Origin of the sequence: Sphingomonas phyllosphaerae (assembly GCF_029623345.1) — a bacterium.
GTDB classification, from domain to species: Bacteria; Pseudomonadota; Alphaproteobacteria; order Sphingomonadales; family Sphingomonadaceae; genus Sphingomonas; species Sphingomonas phyllosphaerae_C.
In genome coordinates this window covers 123,825-146,334 of record NZ_JAPYKH010000001.1, presented here as the reverse complement: position 1 = coordinate 146,334, position 22,510 = coordinate 123,825, and the positions used below count along the sequence as shown (strand labels likewise).

General features: G+C 69.5%; 19 protein-coding genes. 4 read left to right on the top strand and 15 right to left on the bottom strand.

Going from position 1 to position 22,510, the window contains the following annotated elements; all coding sequences use genetic code 11:
- From QBJ89_RS00570 to QBJ89_RS00510, 13 genes are all read right to left on the bottom strand, one after another.
- A complete protein-coding gene (locus QBJ89_RS00570) occupies positions 1–1,209 on the bottom strand; it encodes an ABC transporter permease (RefSeq protein ID WP_277978601.1) in 1,209 nt (402 codons plus the stop codon).
- Positions 1,209–1,943 (bottom strand): ABC transporter ATP-binding protein, encoded by a 735-nt coding sequence (locus QBJ89_RS00565; protein ID WP_277978600.1) that lies wholly within the window; start codon positions 1,941–1,943, stop codon positions 1,209–1,211. The genes QBJ89_RS00570 and QBJ89_RS00565 overlap by 1 nt, the downstream gene beginning before the upstream one ends.
- Positions 1,933–3,327 (bottom strand): efflux RND transporter periplasmic adaptor subunit, encoded by a 1,395-nt coding sequence (locus tag QBJ89_RS00560; RefSeq protein ID WP_277978599.1) that lies wholly within the window; start codon positions 3,325–3,327, stop codon positions 1,933–1,935. The genes QBJ89_RS00565 and QBJ89_RS00560 overlap by 11 nt, the downstream gene beginning before the upstream one ends.
- The gene (locus QBJ89_RS00555; protein ID WP_277978598.1) at positions 3,327–4,832 is read right to left on the bottom strand and encodes an efflux transporter outer membrane subunit; all 1,506 of its coding nucleotides are present in this window, start codon (positions 4,830–4,832) and stop codon (positions 3,327–3,329) included. The genes QBJ89_RS00560 and QBJ89_RS00555 overlap by 1 nt, the downstream gene beginning before the upstream one ends.
- Positions 4,833–5,130: 298 nt before the next feature.
- A complete protein-coding gene (locus QBJ89_RS00550; protein ID WP_277978597.1) occupies positions 5,131–7,125 on the bottom strand; it encodes an acetyl-CoA carboxylase biotin carboxylase subunit in 1,995 nt (664 codons plus the stop codon).
- Positions 7,126–7,198: 73 nt separating this feature from the next.
- The gene (gene bioB / locus QBJ89_RS00545; RefSeq protein ID WP_277978596.1) at positions 7,199–8,206 is read right to left on the bottom strand and encodes a biotin synthase BioB; all 1,008 of its coding nucleotides are present in this window, start codon (positions 8,204–8,206) and stop codon (positions 7,199–7,201) included.
- The gene (locus QBJ89_RS00540) at positions 8,194–8,613 is read right to left on the bottom strand and encodes a lysozyme inhibitor LprI family protein (protein WP_277978595.1); all 420 of its coding nucleotides are present in this window, start codon (positions 8,611–8,613) and stop codon (positions 8,194–8,196) included. The genes bioB and QBJ89_RS00540 overlap by 13 nt, the downstream gene beginning before the upstream one ends.
- Positions 8,610–10,817, bottom strand: coding sequence for a methylmalonyl-CoA mutase (scpA, locus tag QBJ89_RS00535; RefSeq protein WP_277978594.1), 2,208 nt, complete (start codon positions 10,815–10,817; stop codon positions 8,610–8,612). The genes QBJ89_RS00540 and scpA overlap by 4 nt, the downstream gene beginning before the upstream one ends.
- A gap of 1 nt (position 10,818) precedes the next feature.
- A complete protein-coding gene (locus QBJ89_RS00530) occupies positions 10,819–11,604 on the bottom strand; it encodes an enoyl-CoA hydratase-related protein (RefSeq protein ID WP_277978593.1) in 786 nt (261 codons plus the stop codon).
- A complete protein-coding gene (gene mce, locus QBJ89_RS00525; RefSeq protein WP_277978592.1) occupies positions 11,597–12,034 on the bottom strand; it encodes a methylmalonyl-CoA epimerase in 438 nt (145 codons plus the stop codon). Before mce ends, QBJ89_RS00530 begins: the two co-directional genes overlap by 8 nt.
- Positions 12,031–12,243 carry a hypothetical protein gene (locus QBJ89_RS00520; RefSeq protein WP_277978591.1) on the bottom strand — a complete coding sequence of 71 codons (213 nt, stop codon included), beginning with the start codon at positions 12,241–12,243 and terminating at the stop codon, positions 12,031–12,033. The genes mce and QBJ89_RS00520 overlap by 4 nt, the downstream gene beginning before the upstream one ends.
- Positions 12,240–12,527, bottom strand: a complete 288-nt coding sequence (locus tag QBJ89_RS00515) for a hypothetical protein (RefSeq protein WP_277978590.1) — start codon at positions 12,525–12,527, stop codon at positions 12,240–12,242. Before QBJ89_RS00515 ends, QBJ89_RS00520 begins: the two co-directional genes overlap by 4 nt.
- Positions 12,528–12,570: 43 nt before the next feature.
- A complete protein-coding gene (locus tag QBJ89_RS00510; protein ID WP_277978589.1) occupies positions 12,571–14,097 on the bottom strand; it encodes an acyl-CoA carboxylase subunit beta in 1,527 nt (508 codons plus the stop codon).
- Between the two features lie 106 nt (positions 14,098–14,203).
- Here QBJ89_RS00510 and QBJ89_RS00505 point away from each other — a divergent pair, with 106 nt between their 5' ends.
- From QBJ89_RS00505 to QBJ89_RS00495, 3 genes are all read left to right on the top strand, one after another.
- Positions 14,204–15,580 carry a helix-turn-helix domain-containing protein gene (locus QBJ89_RS00505; RefSeq protein WP_277978588.1) on the top strand — a complete coding sequence of 459 codons (1,377 nt, stop codon included), beginning with the start codon at positions 14,204–14,206 and terminating at the stop codon, positions 15,578–15,580.
- Positions 15,581–15,835: 255 nt separating this feature from the next.
- Entirely contained in the window at positions 15,836–17,242 is a 1,407-nt protein-coding gene (nhaA, locus tag QBJ89_RS00500) for a Na+/H+ antiporter NhaA (protein ID WP_277978587.1), read from the top strand.
- Positions 17,243–17,317: 75 nt separating this feature from the next.
- Entirely contained in the window at positions 17,318–17,503 is a 186-nt protein-coding gene (locus QBJ89_RS00495) for a hypothetical protein (RefSeq protein WP_277978586.1), read from the top strand.
- A gap of 4 nt (positions 17,504–17,507) precedes the next feature.
- On the opposite strand, the gene QBJ89_RS00490 is transcribed toward QBJ89_RS00495, so the two are convergent.
- Both QBJ89_RS00490 and QBJ89_RS00485 read right to left on the bottom strand, forming a co-directional pair.
- Positions 17,508–20,252: a [protein-PII] uridylyltransferase gene (locus QBJ89_RS00490; RefSeq protein WP_277978855.1), complete on the bottom strand. Its 2,745-nt coding sequence runs from the start codon at positions 20,250–20,252 to the stop codon at positions 17,508–17,510.
- A gap of 100 nt (positions 20,253–20,352) precedes the next feature.
- On the bottom strand, positions 20,353–20,766 hold the full coding sequence (locus QBJ89_RS00485; protein ID WP_277978585.1) for a hypothetical protein: 414 nt from the start codon (positions 20,764–20,766) through the stop codon (positions 20,353–20,355).
- A 529-nt stretch (positions 20,767–21,295) separates the two neighbouring features.
- On the opposite strand from QBJ89_RS00485, the gene QBJ89_RS00480 reads away from it, so the two are divergent.
- Entirely contained in the window at positions 21,296–22,423 is a 1,128-nt protein-coding gene (locus QBJ89_RS00480) for an aspartyl/asparaginyl beta-hydroxylase domain-containing protein (protein WP_277978584.1), read from the top strand.
- Positions 22,424–22,510 lie beyond the last annotated feature (87 nt).

The window sequence follows — 22,510 nt, the reverse complement described above, 5'->3', positions numbered from 1 at the left end:
TCACTCGTGCCGCAGCGCGTCGATCGGATTTAGCGCTGCCGCCCGCCGCGCGGGAAAATACCCGAACACCACCCCGATCACCGCAGAGATCGCGAACGCCACCAAGTTGATCCGCGGATCGAACGTCCACGGCACCTGGAGCAGCGGCGTCAGCCCGGCGATCACCGCCTGCGCCAGCACCAGCCCGATCAGCCCGCCGAGGCACGATAGCGCCACTGCCTCGACCAGGAACTGCAACAGCACCTCGCGCGCCACCGCGCCGATCGCGAGCCGGATGCCGATCTCGCGCGTGCGCTCGGTCACCGACACCAGCATGATGTTCATGATGCCGATCCCGCCGACGACGAGGCTGATCGCGGCCACGGCGGCGACGATGCGGGTCAGCGCGGTGGTGGTGCCGGTGAGCGTGTCGCTGATCTGCTTGGTGTCGAAGATGTTGAAATCGTCCTCGCGCCCGTCGGTGATGGTGCGACGCTCGCGCAGCAGCTGAGTAATCGAGGCTTGGACGGTGCTGGTGGCATAGGCCTGGTCGACCCCGACCAGCATCAGCCGCACGTCGCGGTTGCCGGTGAAGCGACGCTGCACCGTCTTGATCGGCATGATCACGATATCGTCCTGATCGCCGCCGAACCCGGCCTGCCCCTTGGTCGACAGCACGCCGATCACGTCGCAGCTCACGTCGCCGATCCGGAAGCGCTCACCGACCGCCTCGCCGCCGCGGAAGAGGTTCTGCCGCACGGTGTTGCCGATGATGCAGACCGCCTTGCCCGCCTGCTCCTCCTGTGCCGTCCACTGCCGGCCGCTCACCAACGGCCAAGGCTGGACCTGGAAATAGGCCGCGGTGGTACCGTTGATCGTGGTCGACCAGTTCGCCCCCTCGTAGATCGCGGTGGCGCTCGCCTGCGCCTGCGGGGCCACCGCGGTGACGCCCGCGATCTGTGAGGCGATGGCAGTGACGTCCTCGGGCTTGAAGTCGGGCGGGCGCGGTCCGCCACCGCCGCGGCCGAAGCCCTGGCCGGGGCGGATCTGGAGGATGTTGGTGCCCAGCGCCGCAATCTGCGACTGCACCGCGGCGGTGGTCGCCTTGCCAAGCGTGACCATCGTCACCACCGCGCCGACACCGATGACGATCCCCAGGATGGTCAGGAACGAGCGCAGGATGTGGCGCCGGATCGAGCGCAGCGCGAGCAGGAAGGTGGTGCCCAGCATCAGTGCGCCTCGATCCGCTCTGGCATCTCGCCGGGGCGGTGGCGCGCCTCGATCCGCTCGACCAGCCCATCCTTGAAGTGGATCACGGTGCGCGCGAACGCGGCCATGTCGGGCTCGTGCGTCACCATCAGCACGGTGATGTTGCTATCACGGTTGAGCCCGGTGAGCAGCTCCATGATCTCGATCGAGCGCTCCGAATCGAGGTTGCCGGTCGGCTCGTCGGCGAGCAGCACGTCGGGTGAGGTGACGATCGCGCGCGCGATCGCGACGCGCTGCTGCTGCCCGCCCGAGAGCTCGGCGGGGGTATGATCCCACCATGGGTCGAGCCCGACCTTCTCCAGCGCCGCCATCGCGGACTGGCGACGCGCGCGCTTCTCGTCGCCGCGATAGAGCAAGGGCAGCTCGACATTCTCCAGCGCGGTGGTGCGGCTGAGCAGGTTGAATCCCTGGAACACGAAGCCGAGATGCCGGCGCCGCAGCAAGGCGCGCTGGTCGCGATCGAGCGTCTCGACGTGATGCCCCTGGAACAGGAAGGTACCCGCGCTAGGCACGTCGAGGCAGCCGAGGATGTTCATCGTCGTCGACTTGCCCGAACCTGAGGGCCCCATCACCGCGACGAAATCTCCCGCGGCGATGTCGAGGTCGACGCCCTTGAGCGCCTGGAACTGCGTCGCGCCCTCGCCATAGACCTTGGTGACGCCGCGCAGGCTGATCAGGGGCGAGTCACTGGCCACCCGCCGCGCCCCCTCCCCCGCTGCGACGCCCGCGCCCGCTCGCGCTGGCGGCGCCGGCCTGGTCGGTGCCCGCGGCGAGCTGCCCGGTGATGACCTCCATACCCGGCTTGAGGCCGCCCGACAGTACCTCGGTCTGCGTGCCGTCGGTATCGCCGGTGGTGACCTGGATCGGCTGCGGCGTACCGTCCTCACCCTTGATGTAGACGGTCTGCGACGCGCCGCGGCCCACGGTAGCGCTGCGCTCGGTGCGCGTGCGGCGCGGCGGCCCCGCCAGGATCGTGCCCGTGATGCCGCCGCGCCCACCGCCGCCCGCGCTGGGCTTGAAGCGGAAGGCCGCGTTGGGGACGAGCAGCACGTTGCGCTTGTCCGCGGTGACGATGTCGGCGGTGGCGGTCATGCCTGGGCGCAGCTGGAGCGTCGGGTTCGCCACCGTCAGATCTGCCGCGTAGGAGACGACCTGCCCGCTCGTGCTCGACGTCGAGCTGGTCGACGACGATGAGGAGGCGGTGGCGCTGCTCACCGTCAGGTTCGAGCCGAGATCGACGCGCGTGATCGTCGCGGGAAAGCTGCGGCCGGGGAAGGCATCGACCGTGAAGCTCGCCTTCTGCCCGACCTGCACCTCGCCGACATCGGCCTCGTCGATCGCCACCTCCAGCTTCATCGCCGACAGATCCTCCGCGATCACGAACAGCGTCGGCGTGTTGAACGAGGCAGCGACGGTCTGGCCGGGATCGACCTGCCGCGCGAGCACCACGCCGTTGACGGGCGAGCGGATGATCGCGCGCGCGCGCTGCGTCTGTGACTGCGACAGCGTCGCACGCGCGGCGGCGACGTTCGCCTCGGCGACGCGCAGCGCCGCGGTGGCGCGCTGCGCGTCGGCCTGACCGGTCTGCAGCTCGGTACGCGACGGCACGCGCCCCTTCGACAGCTTGAACACCTCGTTGAGCCGGGCGAGCTGCGCCTGCGACTCCGCCACCGTGGCGCGCGCCTGCGCCACCTGCGCCTCATTGGCGGCGAGCTGCGCCTGGCCGGCGCGGATCTGGTCGTCGATCTGCTCCGGGTCGATCAGCGCGAGCGGCTGACCCGCGGTGACCCGATCGTTGACATCGACCACCACCTTGGTGACGAGGCCGGAGAGCTGGGAGCCGACCGTCACCTGGTTCGTCGGCGCGAGCTTGCCGGTGGCCGAGACGGTCACGGTGAGGTCGCCGCGCTTGGCCGCGGCGGTGGCGTAGCGCACCGGTTCGGTGCCGCCGAAGACGCAGCGCGACAGCAGCAGCAGCACGACGATCAGGCCGGCAAGCACCAGCACCCACTTCGCCCAGCGCCGCCACGCCGGCTGCGGCTGGACGCCCAGGAAGTCGTCGAGCTGTGTCTCGGGCATCAGGGTTGTCCGTCGCTGGGCGTGGTGGTGGGGGCGGGTTGCACGAGCGTCGGTGCCGATGCGGCGCGCGGCGGCGCCTCGGGCACGCTGGCGGCGTCCCACCCGCCGCCGAGCGCACCGAAGAGCTGCACCAGCGCCGTCGCTGCGTCGGCCTGCGCCTGCGCCGCACTGTTGCGGGTGCTGAGCAGCGTCGCCTCCTGCTGGCTGAGCGTGGTGAAGTCGGTTAGCCCGGTGCGATACTGGCTGCGCGACAGGATTGCCGCGTTGTTCGCGGCCTCGTACGCAATGGTCAGCTGCTCCTCGCGCCGCCGCGCGGTATCGAGCGCAACCGCGGCATTCTCTACGTCCTCGAGCGCGGTCAGCACGGTCGACTTATAGGCGGCGAGCGCGGCGTCGGCCGCCGCCTCCTGCCCCCGCACCTGGCTGTTGAGCCGGCCGCCGTTGAAAATCGCCTGGGTGATGCCCGCGAACAGTCCCCCGGTGACGGTGTCGAGCAGGGTTCCGACGCCCGCCGCACGCGTGTTGATGTTCCCGGTGATCGCGAGATTAGGATAGAGCGCGGCTTTGGCGACGCCGATCTGCGCGGTCGCGGCGGCGAGCGAGCGCTCGGCGGCGCGCACGTCGGGTCGCTGGCGCAACACGTCGGCGGGAATGCCGATACCCGAGGGTGCCGCGCCGACCGGGATCGGCCGAGCCGCCGCCAGCCGCGGCTTGAGCGCGCCCGGCGCCTGTGCGGTGAGCACGCCGATCCGCGACACGGCGGCGTTATACTGCTGCTCCAGCGAGGGGATCGTCGCCGCGGTCTGCGCGCGCTGCTGGCGCGCCTGTTCCTGGTCGAGCGACGAGACCAGGCCCGCCTGGACGCGGAAGCCCGCGATCTCGAGATTGTCGTCCTGCAGCGCGAGGCTGGCGCGGGCGTTGGCGAGCTGCGCCTGGTAGAGCCGCGCAAGCACGTAGTTGCGCGCCACCTCCTGCTGCACCGACAGCAATGTGGTCGCGTAGTCGAAGCCCGAGGCCTGATATTGCGCGCGGCTCGCCTCGACCGTGCGCCGCACCTCGCCGAACAGGCCGAGCTGATAGGAGGCGCTCAGCCCGACCGAGTAATTGTCCGCGCCGCCGCCGCCGACGTTCTGCACGGTGCCGTCGGGAAGCGTGATGGTCTGGCCGCCGCCGCGCAGCGTCTCAGAGCGACTGTAGCCGGTGTTGCCACTGAGCGAGGGCAGCAGGTCGGCGCGGCTCTGCACCAACGACTCGCGCGCCTGGCGCAGCCGTGCGATCGCCTGCACGACGTCGAGGTTGGCGGTTGCGGCCTGGTCGACCAGTTCCCCGAGCACGGGATCGTCGAAGCGCTGCCACCAGCGCGTGAGGTCCTCGCGCGTCGGCGGCGCCGGCACGGAGTAAGCGACCGGCACGCCGAGCTCGGACGCCGAACGCGGCTGATAATCGGGGCCGACGGTGCAGCCCGCCAGCGCGAGCAGGGTCGTCGCAAGGGTCGCACGCCTCATGCTGCGATGCATGAACATGCCCGCCGGGGACGTCCAGCGTTAATATGTCGCAAGTTGTCGTGGCGAGTTGACGCTCGAGGGGAGCTGTGGCCGCCGCCGGCGCCGTGACGACGACTGCCCTTGCCGTGGTGAGACACGGCTGAAAAGGGCGCCATCCTGAACTCGTTTCAGCATCCACTAAGCCGCAAGCGACGCAGCTCCTGAGTGTGCGGCGGCGTGGATCCTGGAACGAGTTTAGGATGGGGAATGGGATGAACCGGCGGCACCTGGCGCAATAGCGATACGCCGTCCGCCGCCCTCACTCCAGCTCTAGGATCACCTGATCGACCGCCAGGCTGTCGCCCGCCGCCGCGTTGAGCGTCTTCACCGTCGCGCTCTTCTCGGCGCGCAGGATGTTCTCCATCTTCATCGCCTCCACCACCGCGAGCGGCTGGCCGGCCTCGACCTTGTCGCCGACTGCAACGTCGAGCCGGACGAGCAGGCCCGGCATCGGCGCGATCAGGAATTTGGACAGGTCGGGCGGCACCTTCTCAAGCAGGTGCTGCACGTAAGGCGCGACCCGCGCGGGCAGCACGCGCGCGACATGGCTGGCGCCGCGCGTCGTTAGCCTGAAGCCGGTGCGCGTCGGCGCGATCCGCACCGCCAATCGCGCCTCGTCCGCCAGCTCCGCCTCGATCAGGCGATCGCCGGGGGTATATTCGATGCCGATCTCGAGCGGCGCGCCGTCGACGCTGATCGCGTCGGGCGAGACATGGACGGCATGATCGCCGCCATCGATCCGCACCACCCAGTCGGCGGGAGGCTGAAGGCGATGGCCGAGCTGACCCTCGATCCGCCGTGCGCGATCCGCGTGCGCCGTCGCGGCGAAGGCAGCGATCGCGGCGAGCTCGCGCACCAGTCCGGCAGAGGCGGGTGCGCCGTGGAAGCCGTCAGGATATTCCTCGGCGATGAAGCCGGTGGTCAGCCGGCCCTCGCGGAAGCGCGGATGCTGCATCAGCGCCGAGAGGAAGTCGATGTTGGTGCCCGGTCCCTCGATCTCGAACGCGTCGAGCGCGGCGATCTGCGCGTCGATGGCGGCCTCGCGCGTGGGTGCCCAAGTGATCAGCTTGGCGATCATCGGGTCGTAGAACATGCTGACCTCGCCACCTTCGGCGACGCCGTCGTCAACGCGGGTGCGGGGCAGATCATCCCCGGAACGGGGAGGATGGTAGCGCACCAGCCGGCCGATACTCGGCAGGAAACCACGATACGGGTCCTCGGCATAGACGCGGTTCTCGATCGACCAGCCATTGATGCCGACGTCATCCTGCCCGAACGCCAGCGGCTCTCCGTACGCAACGCGGATCATCTGCTCGACCAGATCGAGCCCGGTGATCTCCTCGGTGACCGGATGCTCTACCTGCAGCCGCGTGTTCATCTCGAGAAAGTAGAAGCTATCGCCGGTCGTATCCGAGCCGGAGACGATTAGCTCCACGGTGCCCGCGCTGTAGTAGCCCACCGCCCGTGCCAGCGCGACCGCCTGCTCGCCCATTGCGGCGCGCATCTTGGGCGTGACGAACGGCGACGGCGCCTCCTCGACCACCTTCTGGTGACGGCGCTGCACCGAACATTCGCGCTCGTTGAGATAGACGATGGTGCCGTGCTGGTCGCCGAGCACCTGGATCTCGATGTGCCGCGGGCTCTCGATGAACTTCTCGATGAAGACGCGGTCGTCGCCGAAGCTCGCCAGTCCCTCGCGCTTGGTCGCGTCGAACCCCTCGCGCACGTCCTGCTCGCTCCAAGCAAGGCGCATGCCCTTGCCGCCGCCGCCGGCTGAGGCCTTCATCATCACGGGATAGCCGATCTCGCCCGCGATCCGCACCGCCTCGTCGGTGTCGGCGATCTCGCCGAGATAGCCCGGGACGACGTTGACGCCGGCCTGCTTGGCCAGCTTCTTCGACTCGATCTTGTCCCCCATCGCCGCGATGGCAGCCGGCGGCGGGCCGACGAAGGCGATTCCCGCCTCCGCGCAGGCACGCGCGAAGCTCTCGCGCTCGGACAGGAAGCCATAGCCGGGGTGGATACAGTCGGCTCCGGTTTCCTTGGCAGCGAGCAGGATCAGCTCGGCCTTGAGATAGCTCTCCGCCGCTGGCGCCGGCCCGAGGCGCACCGCCTCGTCCGCCATCAGCACGTGCGGCGCACGCGCGTCGGCGTCGGAATAGACCGCGACGGTCTTGATCCCCATCCGCTTGGCGGTGCGAAACACGCGACAGGCGATCTCGCCGCGATTGGCGACCAGGATCTTCTTGAACACGGACCTCTCCTGCTGTCCCGCCACCGCGATGAGGCGATGGCGAGCGCTGTCTTATCTGGTCGGCTGCCGCCGCTTATTCCGCCGCTTGGGTCAGCCGGCACTCCGCCGCCATCGGCGTCACCCCGAGCTTGGCGAACAGTGCGGCGTCCTTGTCGTCGCCGGCGTTCCCTGCGGTCAGCAGCTTGTCGCCGGTGAAAATCGAATTCGCACCCGCCATGAAGCACAACGCCTGGGTCGAGTCGGACATGCTCTCGCGCCCGGCCGACAGCCGCACCATGCTTGCAGGCATGGTGATCCGCGCCACCGCGACGGTGCGGACGAACTCGATCTCGTCAATCTTGGCGAGTGGCGTGTCGGCCAGCATGTCGCCGAGCACCGTCCCCTTCACCGGCACCAAAGCGTTGACCGGCACGCTACCGGGATGCTCGGGCAACGTCGCGAGCGCGTGGACGAAGCCGACGCGATCCTCGCGCGTCTCGCCCATCCCGACGATGCCGCCGCAGCAGACGTTGATCCCGGCCGAGCGCACCGCGTCGAGCGTGTCGAGCCGCTCCTGGAAGGTCCGCGTCGTGATCACGTCGCCGTAACGCTCGGGCGAGGTGTCGATATTGTGGTTGTAATAATCGAGCCCCGCCGTCGCGAGGCGATCGGCCTGATGCGGCTCGAGCATGCCGAGCGTCATGCACGTCTCCATCCCCATGCCGCGCACGCCCTCGACCATCGCGACGATCGCGTCCATGTCGCGATCCTTCGGATTGCGCCATGCCGCGCCCATGCAGAAGCGAGTCGAGCCATTGTCCTTCGCCTGCGCCGCCGCTTGGAGCACCGCGCGGACGTCCATCAGCTTGGTCGCCTTGACGCCGCTCTCCGCACTGACCGACTGCGAGCAATAGCCGCAATCCTCCGGGCAGCCGCCGGTCTTGATCGACAGCAGCGTGGAGAGCTGCACCTGGCCGGGCGCGTGATGCGCGCGGTGGATCGTCTGCGCCTGCCACATCAGCTCGTCGAACGGCAGGTCGAACAGCGCTGCGATCTCCTCGCGGGTCCAGTCGTTGCGTCGCGCGCCCGTCACTTCGTCCACCCTATTCCCTTCAACTGCTGCGTCCGCGCGCGGGTCACCTTCGCCAGACATTGCGCCTGCGCCATCGGCTGGAGCGAGCCGCCGGCGAACTCGCCGCTTTCTAGCACGCATTGCCTGTCACGGAACTGGAGCCAGGCGCGCTGGCTGGCGAGCGCCGCCGCGGCATAGCCGAAGCCGCCGCCGCGCGAGCCATCAGCGGCATCGCGCTTCTTCATGTCGGCGTAGAGCACGCGCCACGCCTGGGTCATCTGCGCATCGGCCTGTTTGTACGCGGCGCCGGCCTGCTGGTTCATCTGCGCCTGCGTCTGCGCTTCGGCAGGCGGAGCAAGGAGCGCCAGTACGGCCGCTCCGACCATCAGGGTCAGGCAGTGTGCCGCGCTTGCGCGGCGCGAAGGATAGACGGTCACGCGGTCTCCTCGTCGGGCGGCATGTTGTGGCCGAGCAGGCGGAGCACCTCCTCCGCCGCCCGGATCAGGTTGGTACCGGGTCCGAAGATCGCCTGCACGCCGGCTTCCCGCAACATGTCATAGTCCTGCGCGGGAATGACCCCGCCGGCGATCACCTTGATGTCGGCGCGTCCGGCCTCGCGCAGGTGGCCGATCAACTCGGGGATCAACGTCTTGTGCCCGGCGGCGAGGCTGGAGGCGCCGACCACGTCGACGTTCTTCTCGAGCGCGAGCTCGCTCGCCTCCCGCGGCGTCTGGAAGAGCGGTCCGGGCACCACCTCGAAGCCGAGATCGCCGAACATGCTGCTGACGAGATTGGCGCCGCGATCGTGGCCGTCCTGTCCCATCTTCGCCACGAGCAGGCGCGGGCGGCGGCCGAGGCGGCGCTCGGTCGCCGCGACGCCGCGCACCAGCCGCGCCCAGCGCTCGTCGTCGGTATAGGCGCCGCCGTACACGCCCTTGACTGGTTTGGGGTGGGTGCCGAAGCGGCCGAACACGTGCTCCATCGCGGCGGAGATCTCGCCGAGCGTGGCGCGCGCGCGGGCCGCGTCGACCGCGAGGGCGAGGAGGTTGGCGTCGCCGCGTGCGCCCGCGCACAGCGCGTCAAGCGCGCGCTGGCACGCCGTCTCGTCACGCGCCCCCTTGACCGCGGCGATGCGCCGCACCTGCGCCTCGCGCACGGCGACATTGTCGACATCAAGAATGTCGATCGGCGCCTCACCCGCCAGCCGGTATTTGTTGACGCCGACGATCACGTCCTCGCCGCGATCGACCCGGGCCGCGCGCGCGGCGGCAGCTTCCTCGATCATCGCCTTGGGCCAGCCCGCGGCGACCGCCTTGGCCATGCCGCCCTCGCGCTCGACCCGCTCGATGATGTCCCACGCGCCGTCGATCAGGCTCTTGGTCAGGCTCTCGACATAATAGCTGCCGCCGAGCGGATCGACGACCTTGGTCATCCCCGTCTCTTCCTGCAGCACGATCTGCGTGTTGCGTGCGATCCGCGCGGAGAAGTCGGTGGGCAGAGCGATCGCCTCGTCGAGCGCGTTGGTGTGGAGCGACTGGGTACCGCCCAGCATCGCCGCCATCGCCTCGATCGTGGTGCGCATGACGTTGTTGTACGGATCCTGCTCGGTCAGCGACACGCCGCTGGTCTGGCAGTGGGTGCGCAGCATCTTGGAGCGCTCGTCCTTCGCCCCCAGCTGCGTCATCGCGCGATGCCACAAGACCCGCGCGGCGCGCAGCTTCGCCACCTCCATGAAGAAGTTCATGCCGATCGCGAAGAAGAACGACAGTCGGCCCGCGAATTTATCGATGTCGAGCCCGCTGGCGACGCCGTATTTCACATAGTCGATGCCGTCGGCGATGGTGAAGGCGAGTTCATGGAGCTGCGTCGCCCCCGCCTCCTGCATGTGATAGCCGCTGATCGAAATGCTGTTGAACTTCGGCATCTCGCGGCTGGTATAGGCGAAGATGTCCGAGATGATCCGCATGCTCGGCTCGGGCGGGTAGATGTATGTGTTGCGGACCATGAACTCCTTGAGGATGTCGTTCTGGATCGTTCCGTCGAGCTTGGCGCGCTCGACACCCTGCTCCTCGCCCGCGACGATAAAGAAGGCGAGGATCGGGATCACCGCGCCGTTCATCGTCATGCTGACCGACATCTGATCGAGCGGAATGCCGTCAAACAGGATCTTCATGTCCTCGACGGTGTCGATCGCGACACCCGCCTTGCCGACGTCGCCAGTGACGCGCGGGTGGTCGCTGTCATAGCCGCGGTGCGTCGCGAGATCGAAGGCGACGCTCAGCCCTTTCTGCCCGGCCGCGAGGTTGCGGCGGTAGAAGGCGTTCGACTCCTCCGCGGTGGAGAAGCCGGCATATTGTCGGATCGTCCACGGCCGGCCGGCATACATCGACGCGCGCACGCCGCGTGTGAACGGCGCGAAGCCGGGCAGGCCCGGATCCCAGTCGGCAACATCGTCCGCGGTGTAGAGCGGTTGGACGTCGATCCCCTCGGGCGTGCTCCAGGTGAGGTCCCTGCCCTTCACTTCCTTCGAGGCGGCGGCCTGCCAGTCGGCGAGCGTCGGCTGCGCCGTCGGCTCGGGCGCCGCGGCGGGAGCGCGTGTGCTGCCGGCGTCCTCGCCGAGGTTGGTTTCGATCTCGGCCATGTCAGGTGCCCTTGAACGCGGGCGCACGCTTCTGGAGGAACGCCGTGCCGCCCTCCAAGGCGTCGGCGGTGCCGCGCATCGCGCGCTGGTCATCGGCCTCGCGCGCGAGCGCGGTGGCAAGGTCGCTCTCCAGCGCGGCGTGCAGCCCGCGTCGGATCGCGCCGAGCGCCACCGTCGGCCCGGCGCCAAGCCGCTGGGCCAATGCGAAGGCGGCGGCGTCGAGGTCGACGTCCGCGACCAGTTTATGGATCATGCCCCAGTCGAGCGCCTTGGCGGCGAGGACCCGCTCGCCGAGCAGCATCATCTCCGCGGCGCGCGCGCGCCCGATCAGCCGCGGCAGCAGCCAGCTCGCGCCGCCGTCCGGAACCAGACCGATGTTGACGAAGGCCTGGAGGAAATAAGCGGTGTCGCTGGCGACGCACAGATCGGCGGCGAGCGCGAGGCTGCAGCCGATCCCCGCCGCCGGACCGCGCACCGCGCTCACGACCGGCACGCGCGCCTCGGCGACGGCGAGGATCGCGGGATTGTACGAGCCGGTCAACGCCGCATGCGTCGCCGCACCGGGATCGTCGTTGGAGAGCGCGCCCGCGCCGACATCGGCGCCCGAGCAAAAGGCGCGCCCCGCTCCCCGGAGGAGAACCGCGCGCGCGTCGCCGAGATCGGCGAACGCGGCGGTGATCGCCTCGAACATCGCGGGCGGCGCGGCATTGAGCCGGTCCGGGCGGTTGAGCGTCAACACCAGCACGTCGCCGCGCCGCTCGGTGAGGATCATCGCCGGCTCAGTCATGCGGGTCTCCGTGGGTCGTCTCCATCAGCTCGACGAGCACGCCGCCCATGTCGCGCGGGTGGACGAAGACGATCGGCGTGCCGTGCGCCCCAATCCGCGGCTCGCCCAGCACGGTCGCCCCCTGTGCGGTGAGATGCGCCACCGCGGCGTGGACATCCGGAACCTCGAAACAGACGTGATGCTGTCCGCCGGACGGGTTCTTGCGCAGGAAGCCGGCGATCGGCGAGCTCTCGTCGTAGGGCTGGATCAGCTCGACCTGCGTGTTGGGTGCGTCGATGAAGCAGACGCGCACGCCCTGCGCGGGCAGATCGAACGGCTCGCCGACCGCCTCGGCGCCGAGCAGCGTGCGGTACGTCTCGACCGCGCGCTCGATCGAGGGCGTGGCGATGCCGACGTGGTTGAGGCGGCCGAGGCCCGAAGGTCTCGTCATTCCTCGAGCCTGGGGCGAGCGTTCATCATCGCGGCTCCTTGGATCACGCCCTCCAACCGGCTGACCCGATCGCGCAATCCCCCATGTGCCTCCGCGAGCGCAGCGACCCGTGCATTGAGCCCCGTCATGTCTCTCGCCAACAGATCGAGCTGATCCTTGACGGTCATCACGCTCTTGAGCGCGCTCAGCGCTTTATCGACGGCGCTCACTTGGGCTCACCTGCCAGTACCGCATCGACCACCGCACAAGCACGCTCGATATCGCCGCGCATCGCCGCGATCGTCTCACGCATGTCCACGACGGCATCGTTCACCAGCGGCACGAGCAGGTCCACGACACGCTCGTCGTCCGACGACGGCGCCGGGTCCACGATGTAACGGCTCGTCGCCTCGCGCACGACATGGCCGACCGACATGCCGTTCTCGCGCGCGAACGCGTCCAACGCGGCCTTGTGAGCGGGCGTGGTCAGGAACGTTACACGCTCAGTCTGCACCGCAAACTCCTTCACATGTCCTTATAATGTGCATGACGCAGCATCACAAAGGAATGTTGTCGTGCTTCTTCCACGGGTTCTCCAGTGACTTGCCGCGCAGCTTGCGCAGGCCCAGCGCGATGCGGCGGCGGGTCGAATGCGGCTGGATCACCTCGTCGATAAAGCCCTTGCTCGCCGCGACGAAGGGATTGGCGAAGCGCGCCTCATATTCGGCGGTGCGCTCGGCGATCTCGTCCGGCGTGCGGCCGCGGAAGATGATCTCGACCGCGCCTTTCGCGCCCATTACCGCGATCTCGGCGGTCGGCCAGGCATAGTTGAGGTCGCCGCGCAGATGCTTCGACGCCATCACATCGTATGCGCCGCCATAGGCCTTGCGCGTGATCACAGTGATCTTGGGTACGGTCGCCTCGGCATAAGCGAACAAGAGCTTGGCGCCGTGCTTGATGATGCCGTTATGCTCCTGCGCGGTGCCGGGCAGGAAGCCGGGGACGTCGACGAAGGTCACGATCGGGATCTCGAAGGCGTCGCAGAAGCGCACGAAGCGCGCCGCCTTGCGACTGGCGTTAATGTCGAGCACACCCGCCAGCACCGTCGGCTGGTTGGCGACGACGCCGATGGTGCGCCCCTCGATCCGCCCGAAGCCGCACAGGATGTTGCCGCCGTGCGCCGGCTGCACCTCGAAGAAGTCGCCCTCGTCGACCACCTTCCGGATCAGCTCGTGCATGTCGTAGGGCTGGTTGGCATTGGCGGGGACGAGCGTGTCGAGGCTCGGCTCGATCCGGTCCCAGGCGTCGGCGGTGGGTCGCTCCGGCGCCGCCTCGCGGTTCGACGCGGGCAGGAAGTCGATGAAGTCGCGCGCCGCGAGCAGCGCCTCGATATCGTCCTCGAACGCGACGTCGGCCACGCTGGTCTTGGTGGTGTGCGTCACCGCCCCGCCCAGCGCCTCCTGCGTCACCACCTCGTTGGTCACCGTCTTCACCACCTCCGGGCCGGTGACGAACATGTAACTGGAGTCCTTCACCATGAAGATGAAGTCGGTCATCGCCGGCGAGTAGACCGCCCCGCCCGCGCACGGCCCCATGATCAGGCTGAGCTGCGGCACCACGCCGCTGGCGAGCGCGTTGCGCTGGAACACCTCGGCATAGCCGCCGAGGCTCGCCACGCCCTCCTGGATCCGCGCGCCGCCGCTGTCGTTCAGCCCGATCACGGGCGCCCCGACCTTCATCGCCATGTCCATGATCTTGCAGATTTTCTGCGCGTGCCGCTCGGACAGCGAACCGCCGAACACGGTGAAGTCCTGACTGAACACGAACACCAGGCGCCCGTTGATCGTGCCCGATCCGGTGACGACGCCGTCGCCCGGGATCACCTGCTCCGCCATGCCGAAGTCGACGCAATTGTGCTCGACGAACATGTCGACCTCTTCGAAGCTGCCCTCGTCGAGCAGCACGTCGAGCCGCTCGCGTGCGGTCAGCTTGCCCTTGGCGTGCTGCGCGGCGACACGCTTCTCGCCGCCGCCCGCGCGCGCGGCATCGCGGCGACGTTCCAGCTCGGCGATGGTCGAGGTCATGCAGCTCTCCCGTTACGTGCGCGGCCGTCCTGCCTGTCGCCGCGCGCGTGCGCAAATGCGAAGTTGCGAACTTGCGAAGCGACGTCTTGCGAACTATTCCGTCGCGATGAGGCAGCGGCTCTACGCCGGCGCCGCGCTGCGCGACCTGCGCCGCGCCGCCGGCCTCACCCAACGCGCCATGGCACAGCGACTGGCGCTGTCGGTGAGCTATCTGTCGCAGCTAGAGAGCGACGAACGCCCGCTCACCGGCGCGGTGCTCGCCGCGCTCGCGCGCCACTTTCCCGCCGCGCTGGCGCAGATCGAGGGCGAGGTGCCGGCGCGCCGCCTCGCCGCGCTGGCGCAGGCGCTGGCCGAACCGACCGTCGCGCCGATGTCCCCCGACGAGGTGGCGCGCCTCGCCGAGCAGAGCCCCGACCTCGCCGACCGGTTGATCGCGCTCCACGCCGCCAAGCGGGAAGCCGACGCGCGCGCGGCGCTCGCCGAGGAGGCGATGACCGCCGGCGCGGGGGCGCGGCTGCCCTGGGAGGCGGTGCGCGACTGGTTCCACGAGGCGGGCAACTACGTCGATCCGCTCGACCTCGCCGCAGAGGCGCTTGCCGGCAAGCAGGGCGGCACGGGCAACGCCGAATGGGTCGAGGCAGCGCTGCGCGCGCGCGGCGTGACGATCGTGACCGACCAGCACGACGACGCCGCGCTCGCGCGCTTCGACGGCACGCGCCTGACGCTCTCTGCGGCACTGCCCGCCGAAAGCCGGCGTTTCCTGATCGCGCACCGGTTCGCCGCCCACGCCTTTGCGGCGCCGATCGCCGCGATCGTGGCCGCCGCGCCGTTGGCGCAGGAAGAAGCGCGGCGACTGCTCGCTACCGGTCTGGCAAATTACGCCGCGGGCGCGCTGCTGATGCCCTACCGCGCCTTCCGCGACGAGGCGCGTCGCGGGCGCCACGACATCGACCGGCTCGCCCGCCGCTTCAACACGAGCTTCGAGCAGACCTGCCATCGCCTATCCACGCTGCAGCGCCCCGGTGAGGAGGGCATCCCCTTCTACTTTTGCCGCGTCGACATGGCGGGCAACATTACCAAGCGCCACTCGGCCACGCCGCTCCAGTTCGCGCGCTTCGGCGGGGCCTGTCCGTTGTGGCACGTCCACGAGGCGGCGGCGATCCCGGATCGCATCCTGGTCCAGCTCGCTGAGACGCCCGACGGCGCACGCTACGTCTCGCTCGCCAAGGGGCTGGTCAAACCGTCCGGGCAGTTCGCGCGCAGCCCGCGACGCTACGCCGTCCTGCTCGGCTGCGAGGCGCGGCACGCCGCCGATTTCGTCTACGCCGACGCGGTGGGCCCGCGCGGCACGGCGACGCCGATCGGGATCAGCTGCCGCCTCTGCCCTCGCGCCGACTGCGACCAGCGCGCCTTCCCACCGACCGATCGCGCGATCGTCGTCGATGCGGCAGAGCGGCGCGCGGTACCTTATCGGGTGATGTGACCGGTACGGTCCGCAAGAACGAAGGGTTTGAAGGCTCAGCCGCAACTTCTTGGCGTCGTCCCGGCCTGTTCCGGAAACCACTGGCCCGCAAGAATAACGCTTCCCGAGTAAGCGGCACGGTGGACTCCGGTTTGCGATCAGGACGGAGCAGCGGTGCTTAGTCATTGATCTGTGTCAGCCAGCCGCCGCCGCACGGAACGCCGCGCCCCGCTCGCCCGTATCCACTACCCTACTCACCCGCGGGAGAACGCATCCATGGCGCTCAGCCCGCGCCTGTCCGGCCAGGTCGCGGCGCGCGCGCACCACTCATCCGCCGCTAGGATCCTGCGCAAGATCGAGCCGTTCTTTGCGATCGGTCAGGTCTCGGGTGGGCCGCTGCTGCTCGCGTCGCTGATCGCACTGGTGGCGATCAACTCGCCGTGGAGCGCGGAATATGCGCGACTATGGGACCGGCCGCTGCGGATCAGCTACAGCAGCTGGGCGATCGAGCGCTCGGTCGCTGAGTGGGTGAACGACGCGCTGATGCCGCTGTTCTTCCTAATTATTGGCACCGAGGTGAAGCGCGAGTTCGTCAAGGGCGCGCTGAGCTCGTGGCAGACCGCGGTCTTCCCGGTCGCGGGCGCGATCGGCGGCCTTGTCGTGCCGGTCGGGCTGTATCTCGCCTTCAACTACGGCACGCCGACACAGCATGGCTGGGGCGTGGTGGCGGCGATGGACACCGCCTTCAGCCTCGCGATCGTGGCGATGTTTACCACCCGGCTGCCGCCCGCGGTGCGTGCGGTGCTGCTCGCCTTCGCCGCGATCGACGACGTGTTTGGGCTCCTCGTGATCGCGGTGGCCTACACCGAGACCTTGCAACCGTGGTTCCTGCTGCTCGCCGCGGCCGGCTATGCCGCGATGATGGTGCTGCTGCGGCTGCGCTGGGTGGCGCCGATCCTCTACGTCGCCTGCGGGTTGGTGGTATGGGTCGGCGTGCTCGGCTCGGGCGTCCACCCCACCATCGCCGGCGTGGCGATCGGTCTGCTGCTGCCGACCAGCTCCCGCCTGTCGGAGAAGCGCTTCGTCGAGCGCGTGCAGAAGCCGGTCGACCAGCTCAAGGCGGCGCAGGCCGCGGCCGACAGCGCACGCGACGAGGAAGAGGCCGAGCAATATCGCGAGAAGGCACAGCACCGGCTCGGCTACCTCCACGAGATGGCCGCGGCCACCGACGAGGCGGCGGAGCGGCTGGTGCGCATCCTCACGCCTTGGGTGTCGTACATCGTGCTGCCGCTGTTCGCGCTGTCGAACGTGCGGATCCATTTTTCGGCGGCGCTGGTCGGCGACGCGGTGCAATCGTCGCTGGCGCTCGGGATCGTCGTCGGGCTCGTGCTGGGCAAGCCGATTGGCTTCCTCTCGGCGACGTGGCTGGCGACGCGGCTCGGTCAGGCACGGCTGCCCGACGGTGTGACGTGGCGGATGGTGCTCGGCATCGGCGCGGTGGCGGGGATCGGCTTCACCATCTCACTGTTTATCGCCGAACTCGCCTTTGCCGAGGTCGAGTTGACCGAGATGGCCGCGCTCGCGGTGCTGGCGGCGTCGCTGGTGTCGGGCCTGTTCGGTTATGGCGTACTGTGGCACGCGGCGGCCGTCGCCGATACGGAAGCAGCGGCAACCGGAGGCTAACGCAGGGCAGCGCAACCGTCCGCGCCCGTCCACCGGCGCGGCGGGTTAGGACAGCGAGCAGCAGGAGCCTTACCCATGTCAGACGATCGCGCCAACGCCGGCGAGGGCGCCGACCCCACCGCCGACATCGACCAGCAGAACGACGGCACCACGACCGAGGATCTTGCCAAGCGCGGCACCGGTCAGAGCCGCGCGGGCGCAGGCGAAGGGCCGGACGCAGGCGCGAACGATGCTGCCGTCGATGAGGACGAGCGCGACTGAGCGGCTACGCCGCCTCTTCGTAGGGCACGCCCGCCGCCGCGGCGAGCAGCCGCTTCTCCAGCGCGCGCTGCCGCGCGCCGGCCGTGAGCTTGTCGCCGGTGAGATCGGTCAGGTAGAAGACGTCGACCGCGCGCTCGCCATAAGTGGCGACATGCGCTGAGTGGATCGTGACCTTCGACAGGAACAGCGCGTGCGCCAGCTGGTTCAGCAGCGCCGGGCGGTCGCGCGCCGCCACCTCCACCACGGTGAAGCGGTTGGATGCCTTGTTGTCGACCAGCACATTGGGCTCGATGCGGAACGCGTCTGCGCGCGCGCGCGGCAGCGGCTTGGCGCGCAGGCGGTCGGTCAGCTTGCCGCGCCCCGCCAGCGCGTCCTCGATCGCGGTCTTGAGCCGCTCGAGCTGCCCCGCCTCGTCGAAGGGGCGGCCGAGCGGATCCTGCACGAGGAAATTGTCAAGCGCCATGCCGTCGCGCGTGGTGTGGATGCGCGCGTCGATGATGTTGCCGCCGGCGACGTGGATCGCGCCGGCGATGCGGCTGAACAGGCCGGGGTGATCGGCGGCATAGACCGTCACCAGCGTCGCCCCGCGCTCGGGATAGACCTGCGCGTCGATCGACAGCGGCGCGTCGCCGGCGCGCGCGACGAAGGCCGCGTTGTGCGCGAGCACGTCGCCCGGCTCGGCGATCCAATAGGCCTCGGGCAGGCGATGCGCGTAGGCGGCGAGCTCGGCCTCGCTCCACCCCATCGCCGCGCGCAGGCCGTCCTGCTTGGCGAGCAGCCGCTCGCCGCGCCCTTTTTGCTTGTGGCCGAGCCGCAGCACCTCCTCAGCGCGGTCGTAGAGGTCGCCGAGCAACTGGCCCTTCCACCCGTTCCACGTCCCCGGACCGACCGCCTTGATGTCGACCACGGTGAGCACCAGCAGCAGCCGCAGCCGCTCGGGGCTCTGCACCACTTCGGTGAAGTCGAGAATGGTCTTGAAGTCGGTGAGGTCGCGGCGGAAGGCGGTGGCGCTCATCAGCAGATGGTGACGCACCAGCCAGGCGACCGTCTCGGTCTCCGCCGGGGAGAGCCCGAAGCGCGGGCCGAGCCGCTCGGCCACCTCGGCGCCCAGGATCGAATGGTCGCCGCCGCGCCCCTTGGCGATGTCGTGGAGGAACACCGCGACATACAGCACGCGTCGCGACACGATCTGCTCGATCACCGTGCTGGGGAGCGGGTGCTCCTCGGCGAGCTGACCGTGCTCCAGCCGGCTGAGCAGGCCGAGCGCGCGGATGGTGTGCTCGTCGACCGTGTAATGGTGGTACATGTCGAACTGCATCTGCGCGACCACACGCGCGAAATCGGGCACGAACTGGCCCAGCACGCCGGCCTCGTTCATCCAGCGCAGCGCCAGCTCGGGGTCGGCGGGGCCGGCGAGCAGCTCCAGGAACGACGCATTGGCCCGCGGGTCGCGGCGCACCGTCGCCACCAGCTTGGCGTCGCGCGTCGCGGCGCGCATGGCCAGCGGGTGGATCTCCTTGGCCTCGTGCGCGGCGAGCGCGAACAGCTCGACCAGCCGAACGGGATCGGCGCGGAGGAATTCGTCCTCGGGCAGCGCGATACGGCCGCCGTCGACGGTGAAGCCGTGCAGCTTGCGCGGGGCGCGACGCAGCCGCGGAAGGCCGTAGCGCCGCTTCGGCGCAAACCGTTCCTCCAGATGGGCGAGGAACAGTCCGGTGAGCGACCCCACCGCCTTGGCCTGGAGGAAGTAGAATTGCATGAAGCGCTCGACCGCGGGCTTCCCCGGCCGGGCGGCGTAGCGCATCCGCTCCGCGATCTCGCGCTGATAATCGAAGGTCAGCCGGTCCTCGGCGCGCCCGGCAATCAGGTGGAGGTGGCAGCGCACCGCCCAGAGGAAGTTGTCGGCGCGATGGAAGGCGCGATATTCGGCGCGGGTGAACAGGCCGATGTCGACCAGCTCGGCGGCGCGCTGCACGTCATAGACATATTTGCCGATCCAGAAGAGCGCGTGCAGATCGCGCAGCCCGCCCTTCCCTTCCTTGACATTGGGCTCGACGACGTAGCGCGTGTCGCCCATGCGGACGTGGCGCGCGTTGCGCTCGGCCAGCTTGTCGGCGATGAACTGGCGCTCGGTGCCGTGCCGCACGTCGTCGTGGAAGCGCTTCGCCGCCTCGGCATAAAGCGCTTCGTCGCCCCAGACGAAGCGCCCCTCCAGCAGCGCGGTGCGCACCGTGACGTCGGCCCTGGCCTGACGCACCATCTCGTCGAGCGAGCGGCTGGAGTGGCCGATCTTCAGCCCCAAGTCCCACAAGGTGTAGAGCATCGACTCGATCACCTGCTCGGCCCAGGGGGTCTGCTTGCCGGGCGTGAGGAAACCGATGTCGACGTCGGAGAAGGGCGCCATCTCGCCGCGGCCGTAACCGCCCACCGCGATCAGCAGCAGCCGCTCACCCGCAGTCGGGTTGTGGACCGGATAGAGCCGGTGCGTCGTCACCTCGGCAAGCACGATCAGCAACTGGTCGACCAGATAGGCCTGGGCGTTGGCAGCCTCGAGACCGCGCGACGGCGTCGCGGCGAGCCGGCGGGCGATCTCGGCGCGGCCGGCGTCGAGCGCCTCCCGCAGCAGCTGGCTCAGCCCGCGGCGCAGCGTCGCGGGATCGTCGCCCGGTAGCGCCGCCGCGGCCTCGGCGAGCGCGCGACGGCTGACGATCGCGCGGCGGTGGGGGAGATGGTCGAAACGCCCGGTCATGCGCGCCAGATAGGTCAATCGAGCCGCCGCGTCGCCCCCCTCGCGTGTGCGATCGTGCAGGCGCGCCGGCGCCCCGTACTTGCTCGCACTCGCTGTCCGCTCAGGCGAACAGCGCCGCGAACGCGCGGTCGAACTGCGGTGCCGCCGCCTTGGCGAGGAGCTTGAGCGCGTGCATGTCGGAGTAGTGCGCGATCGCCTTGGCATCGCCCTTGTCGATCGTGCGTAGGCGCACGCGATAGTCTGTCTCGTCCGCCATCAACGCGCCGATCGACAGTCGCTTCGCGGCGAGCAGGTCGCACAATTCGGTCTCGTACAGCGCGGCGGCCGGGTTGGCGATGCAGGTCTGCCGCTGTTTGGCGTAGATCAGCACCGGCGCGAACTCGTCGCGCACGTCAGCGTCCACCCGGTTGAAGAGGATCCGCACGCGCTCGCGCGAGACGCCGGCAGCCGCGAGCGCGTCGACCAGCTGGATCGTCTCCTGCTGCTCCTTGCCGCGGGAGACGACCGGGACCACGAAGAAGTCGATCTCCTCCTGCGCGCCCTCGTATTATGATCATGCGGTCGAGGAAATCCTCGACGTTGGTGGCGCCGACGTCGATGATCACGGAGGCGAGCATCAGCAGCTTGCGGAAGAGCACGCCGAACTTCTCGCCCTTCATTGCCTGGGATTCCAGACCCAGATCGGACGTGGTCTGGTTGACGCTCTCGATCGCGAAGATCTTCGCGTCGGCCATCCGCGGGGCGAGCGGGTGCGCGGCCACCGTCGCCTTGCCGACTGTGCCCGTGTAGTTGATGACCACCACTCTCACCCGCAATCCCCCAGATCTGACGGCGGCCGCGATCCGAGATCGCCGCCGATCGCGTGCGGACCTCCGTGTGATGCGTTCCTCCCGCCGTCGCCTTCCCATTTGTAGAGCGAGCGGCGCCGAGCCGAGGCGTGTGGGCGCATATCGTGCGATGCGACGCGGAGAGCCGCGCTATCCAAGCACCGCGTTGCGGATAACCTCCTTCAATCGTGACGGCTCTCCCTCTACGCTGAGCAAATGGCAGCACAGAGCGAGCACGCGCGATTGGCGCAGGCGGGATATGAGGCGTTGCAGCGCGGTGACGCGGGGGCGGCGCGCGACGCGTTCGAGCGCGTCGCCGCGGCAGGGGTGGCGACCTCGCAGCTGTGGCTACTGCTCGCCCAGGCACGCGCCGGCACGGGCGCCGAGCGAATCGCGGTGACAGAGGCGCTCGACCGCGTGCTCGCCGCCGAGCCGCGTCACCGCCAGGCGTTGGTGCTGCGCGGCGACTATGCCGAGGACGATCGCGCCGCCTGCTCCTTCTATGGGCTGGCGCTGGCGAATGCGTCCGAAGCGGAGCGCGCGCAGCCGCTGCTTCGCGCCGCGCAGGAGCGGCTCGCGGCGGCGTCGGGGCGGTTTGCGGACCACCTGCGCGCCCGGGTGGCGGACGCGAACGCAGGCCCGCGCTTCACCGAGGCGGTAGCCTTGGTGACGGGCGAGAAGCAGCTGTACCTCCAGCAGCCGACCAGCTTCTTCTTCCCCGGTCTGCCGCACCGCCAGTTCTTCGACGCGGCGGAGTTCGATTGGGCGCCGGGGCTCGTCGAAGCCGCGTCGGCGATCCGCGCCGAGCTGGATGAATTGATCGCGAGCGGCAGCGGCTCCGCGCCCTATGTGCAGGCCGATCCGACCCGCGCCAGCCGCGGCCATGCGCTGCTCGACGATCCCCGCTGGAGCGCCTTCCACCTGCTCGAGAATGGCGTACCGCAGGCCGTGAACGCGCCGCGCTGCCCGGCGACGCTCGCCGCCCTGGCGGCCGCGCCGCTGCCGCACATCCCCGGACGCTCGCCGATGGCGCTGTTCTCGGTGCTGCGACCGCACACCCACATTCCGGCGCATAACGGCATGCTCAACACGCGGCTGATCGTCCACCTGCCGCTGATCGTGCCCGAGCGTTGCCGCCTGCGCGTCGGCAACGAGGAGCGCGCGGTGCGCGCCGGCGAGCTGATGATCTTCGACGATTCGATCGAGCATGAGGCGTGGAACGACAGCGACGAACCCCGCGTGGTGCTGCTGTTCGAGGTTTGGCGCCCCGAGCTCACCGCAGCAGAGCGCGCCGGGTTGACGACGCTGTTCGGCGCGGTCGGGCTGTACGAGGGCGGGCAGTAACGGGCGAGCGGGCAGGCGAGCCCTGCGGCAGCGAGGGGCCATTGCGCCGCGCCGTGCTCCCGCGCACGCGCGAGCTCAGGTCACGTG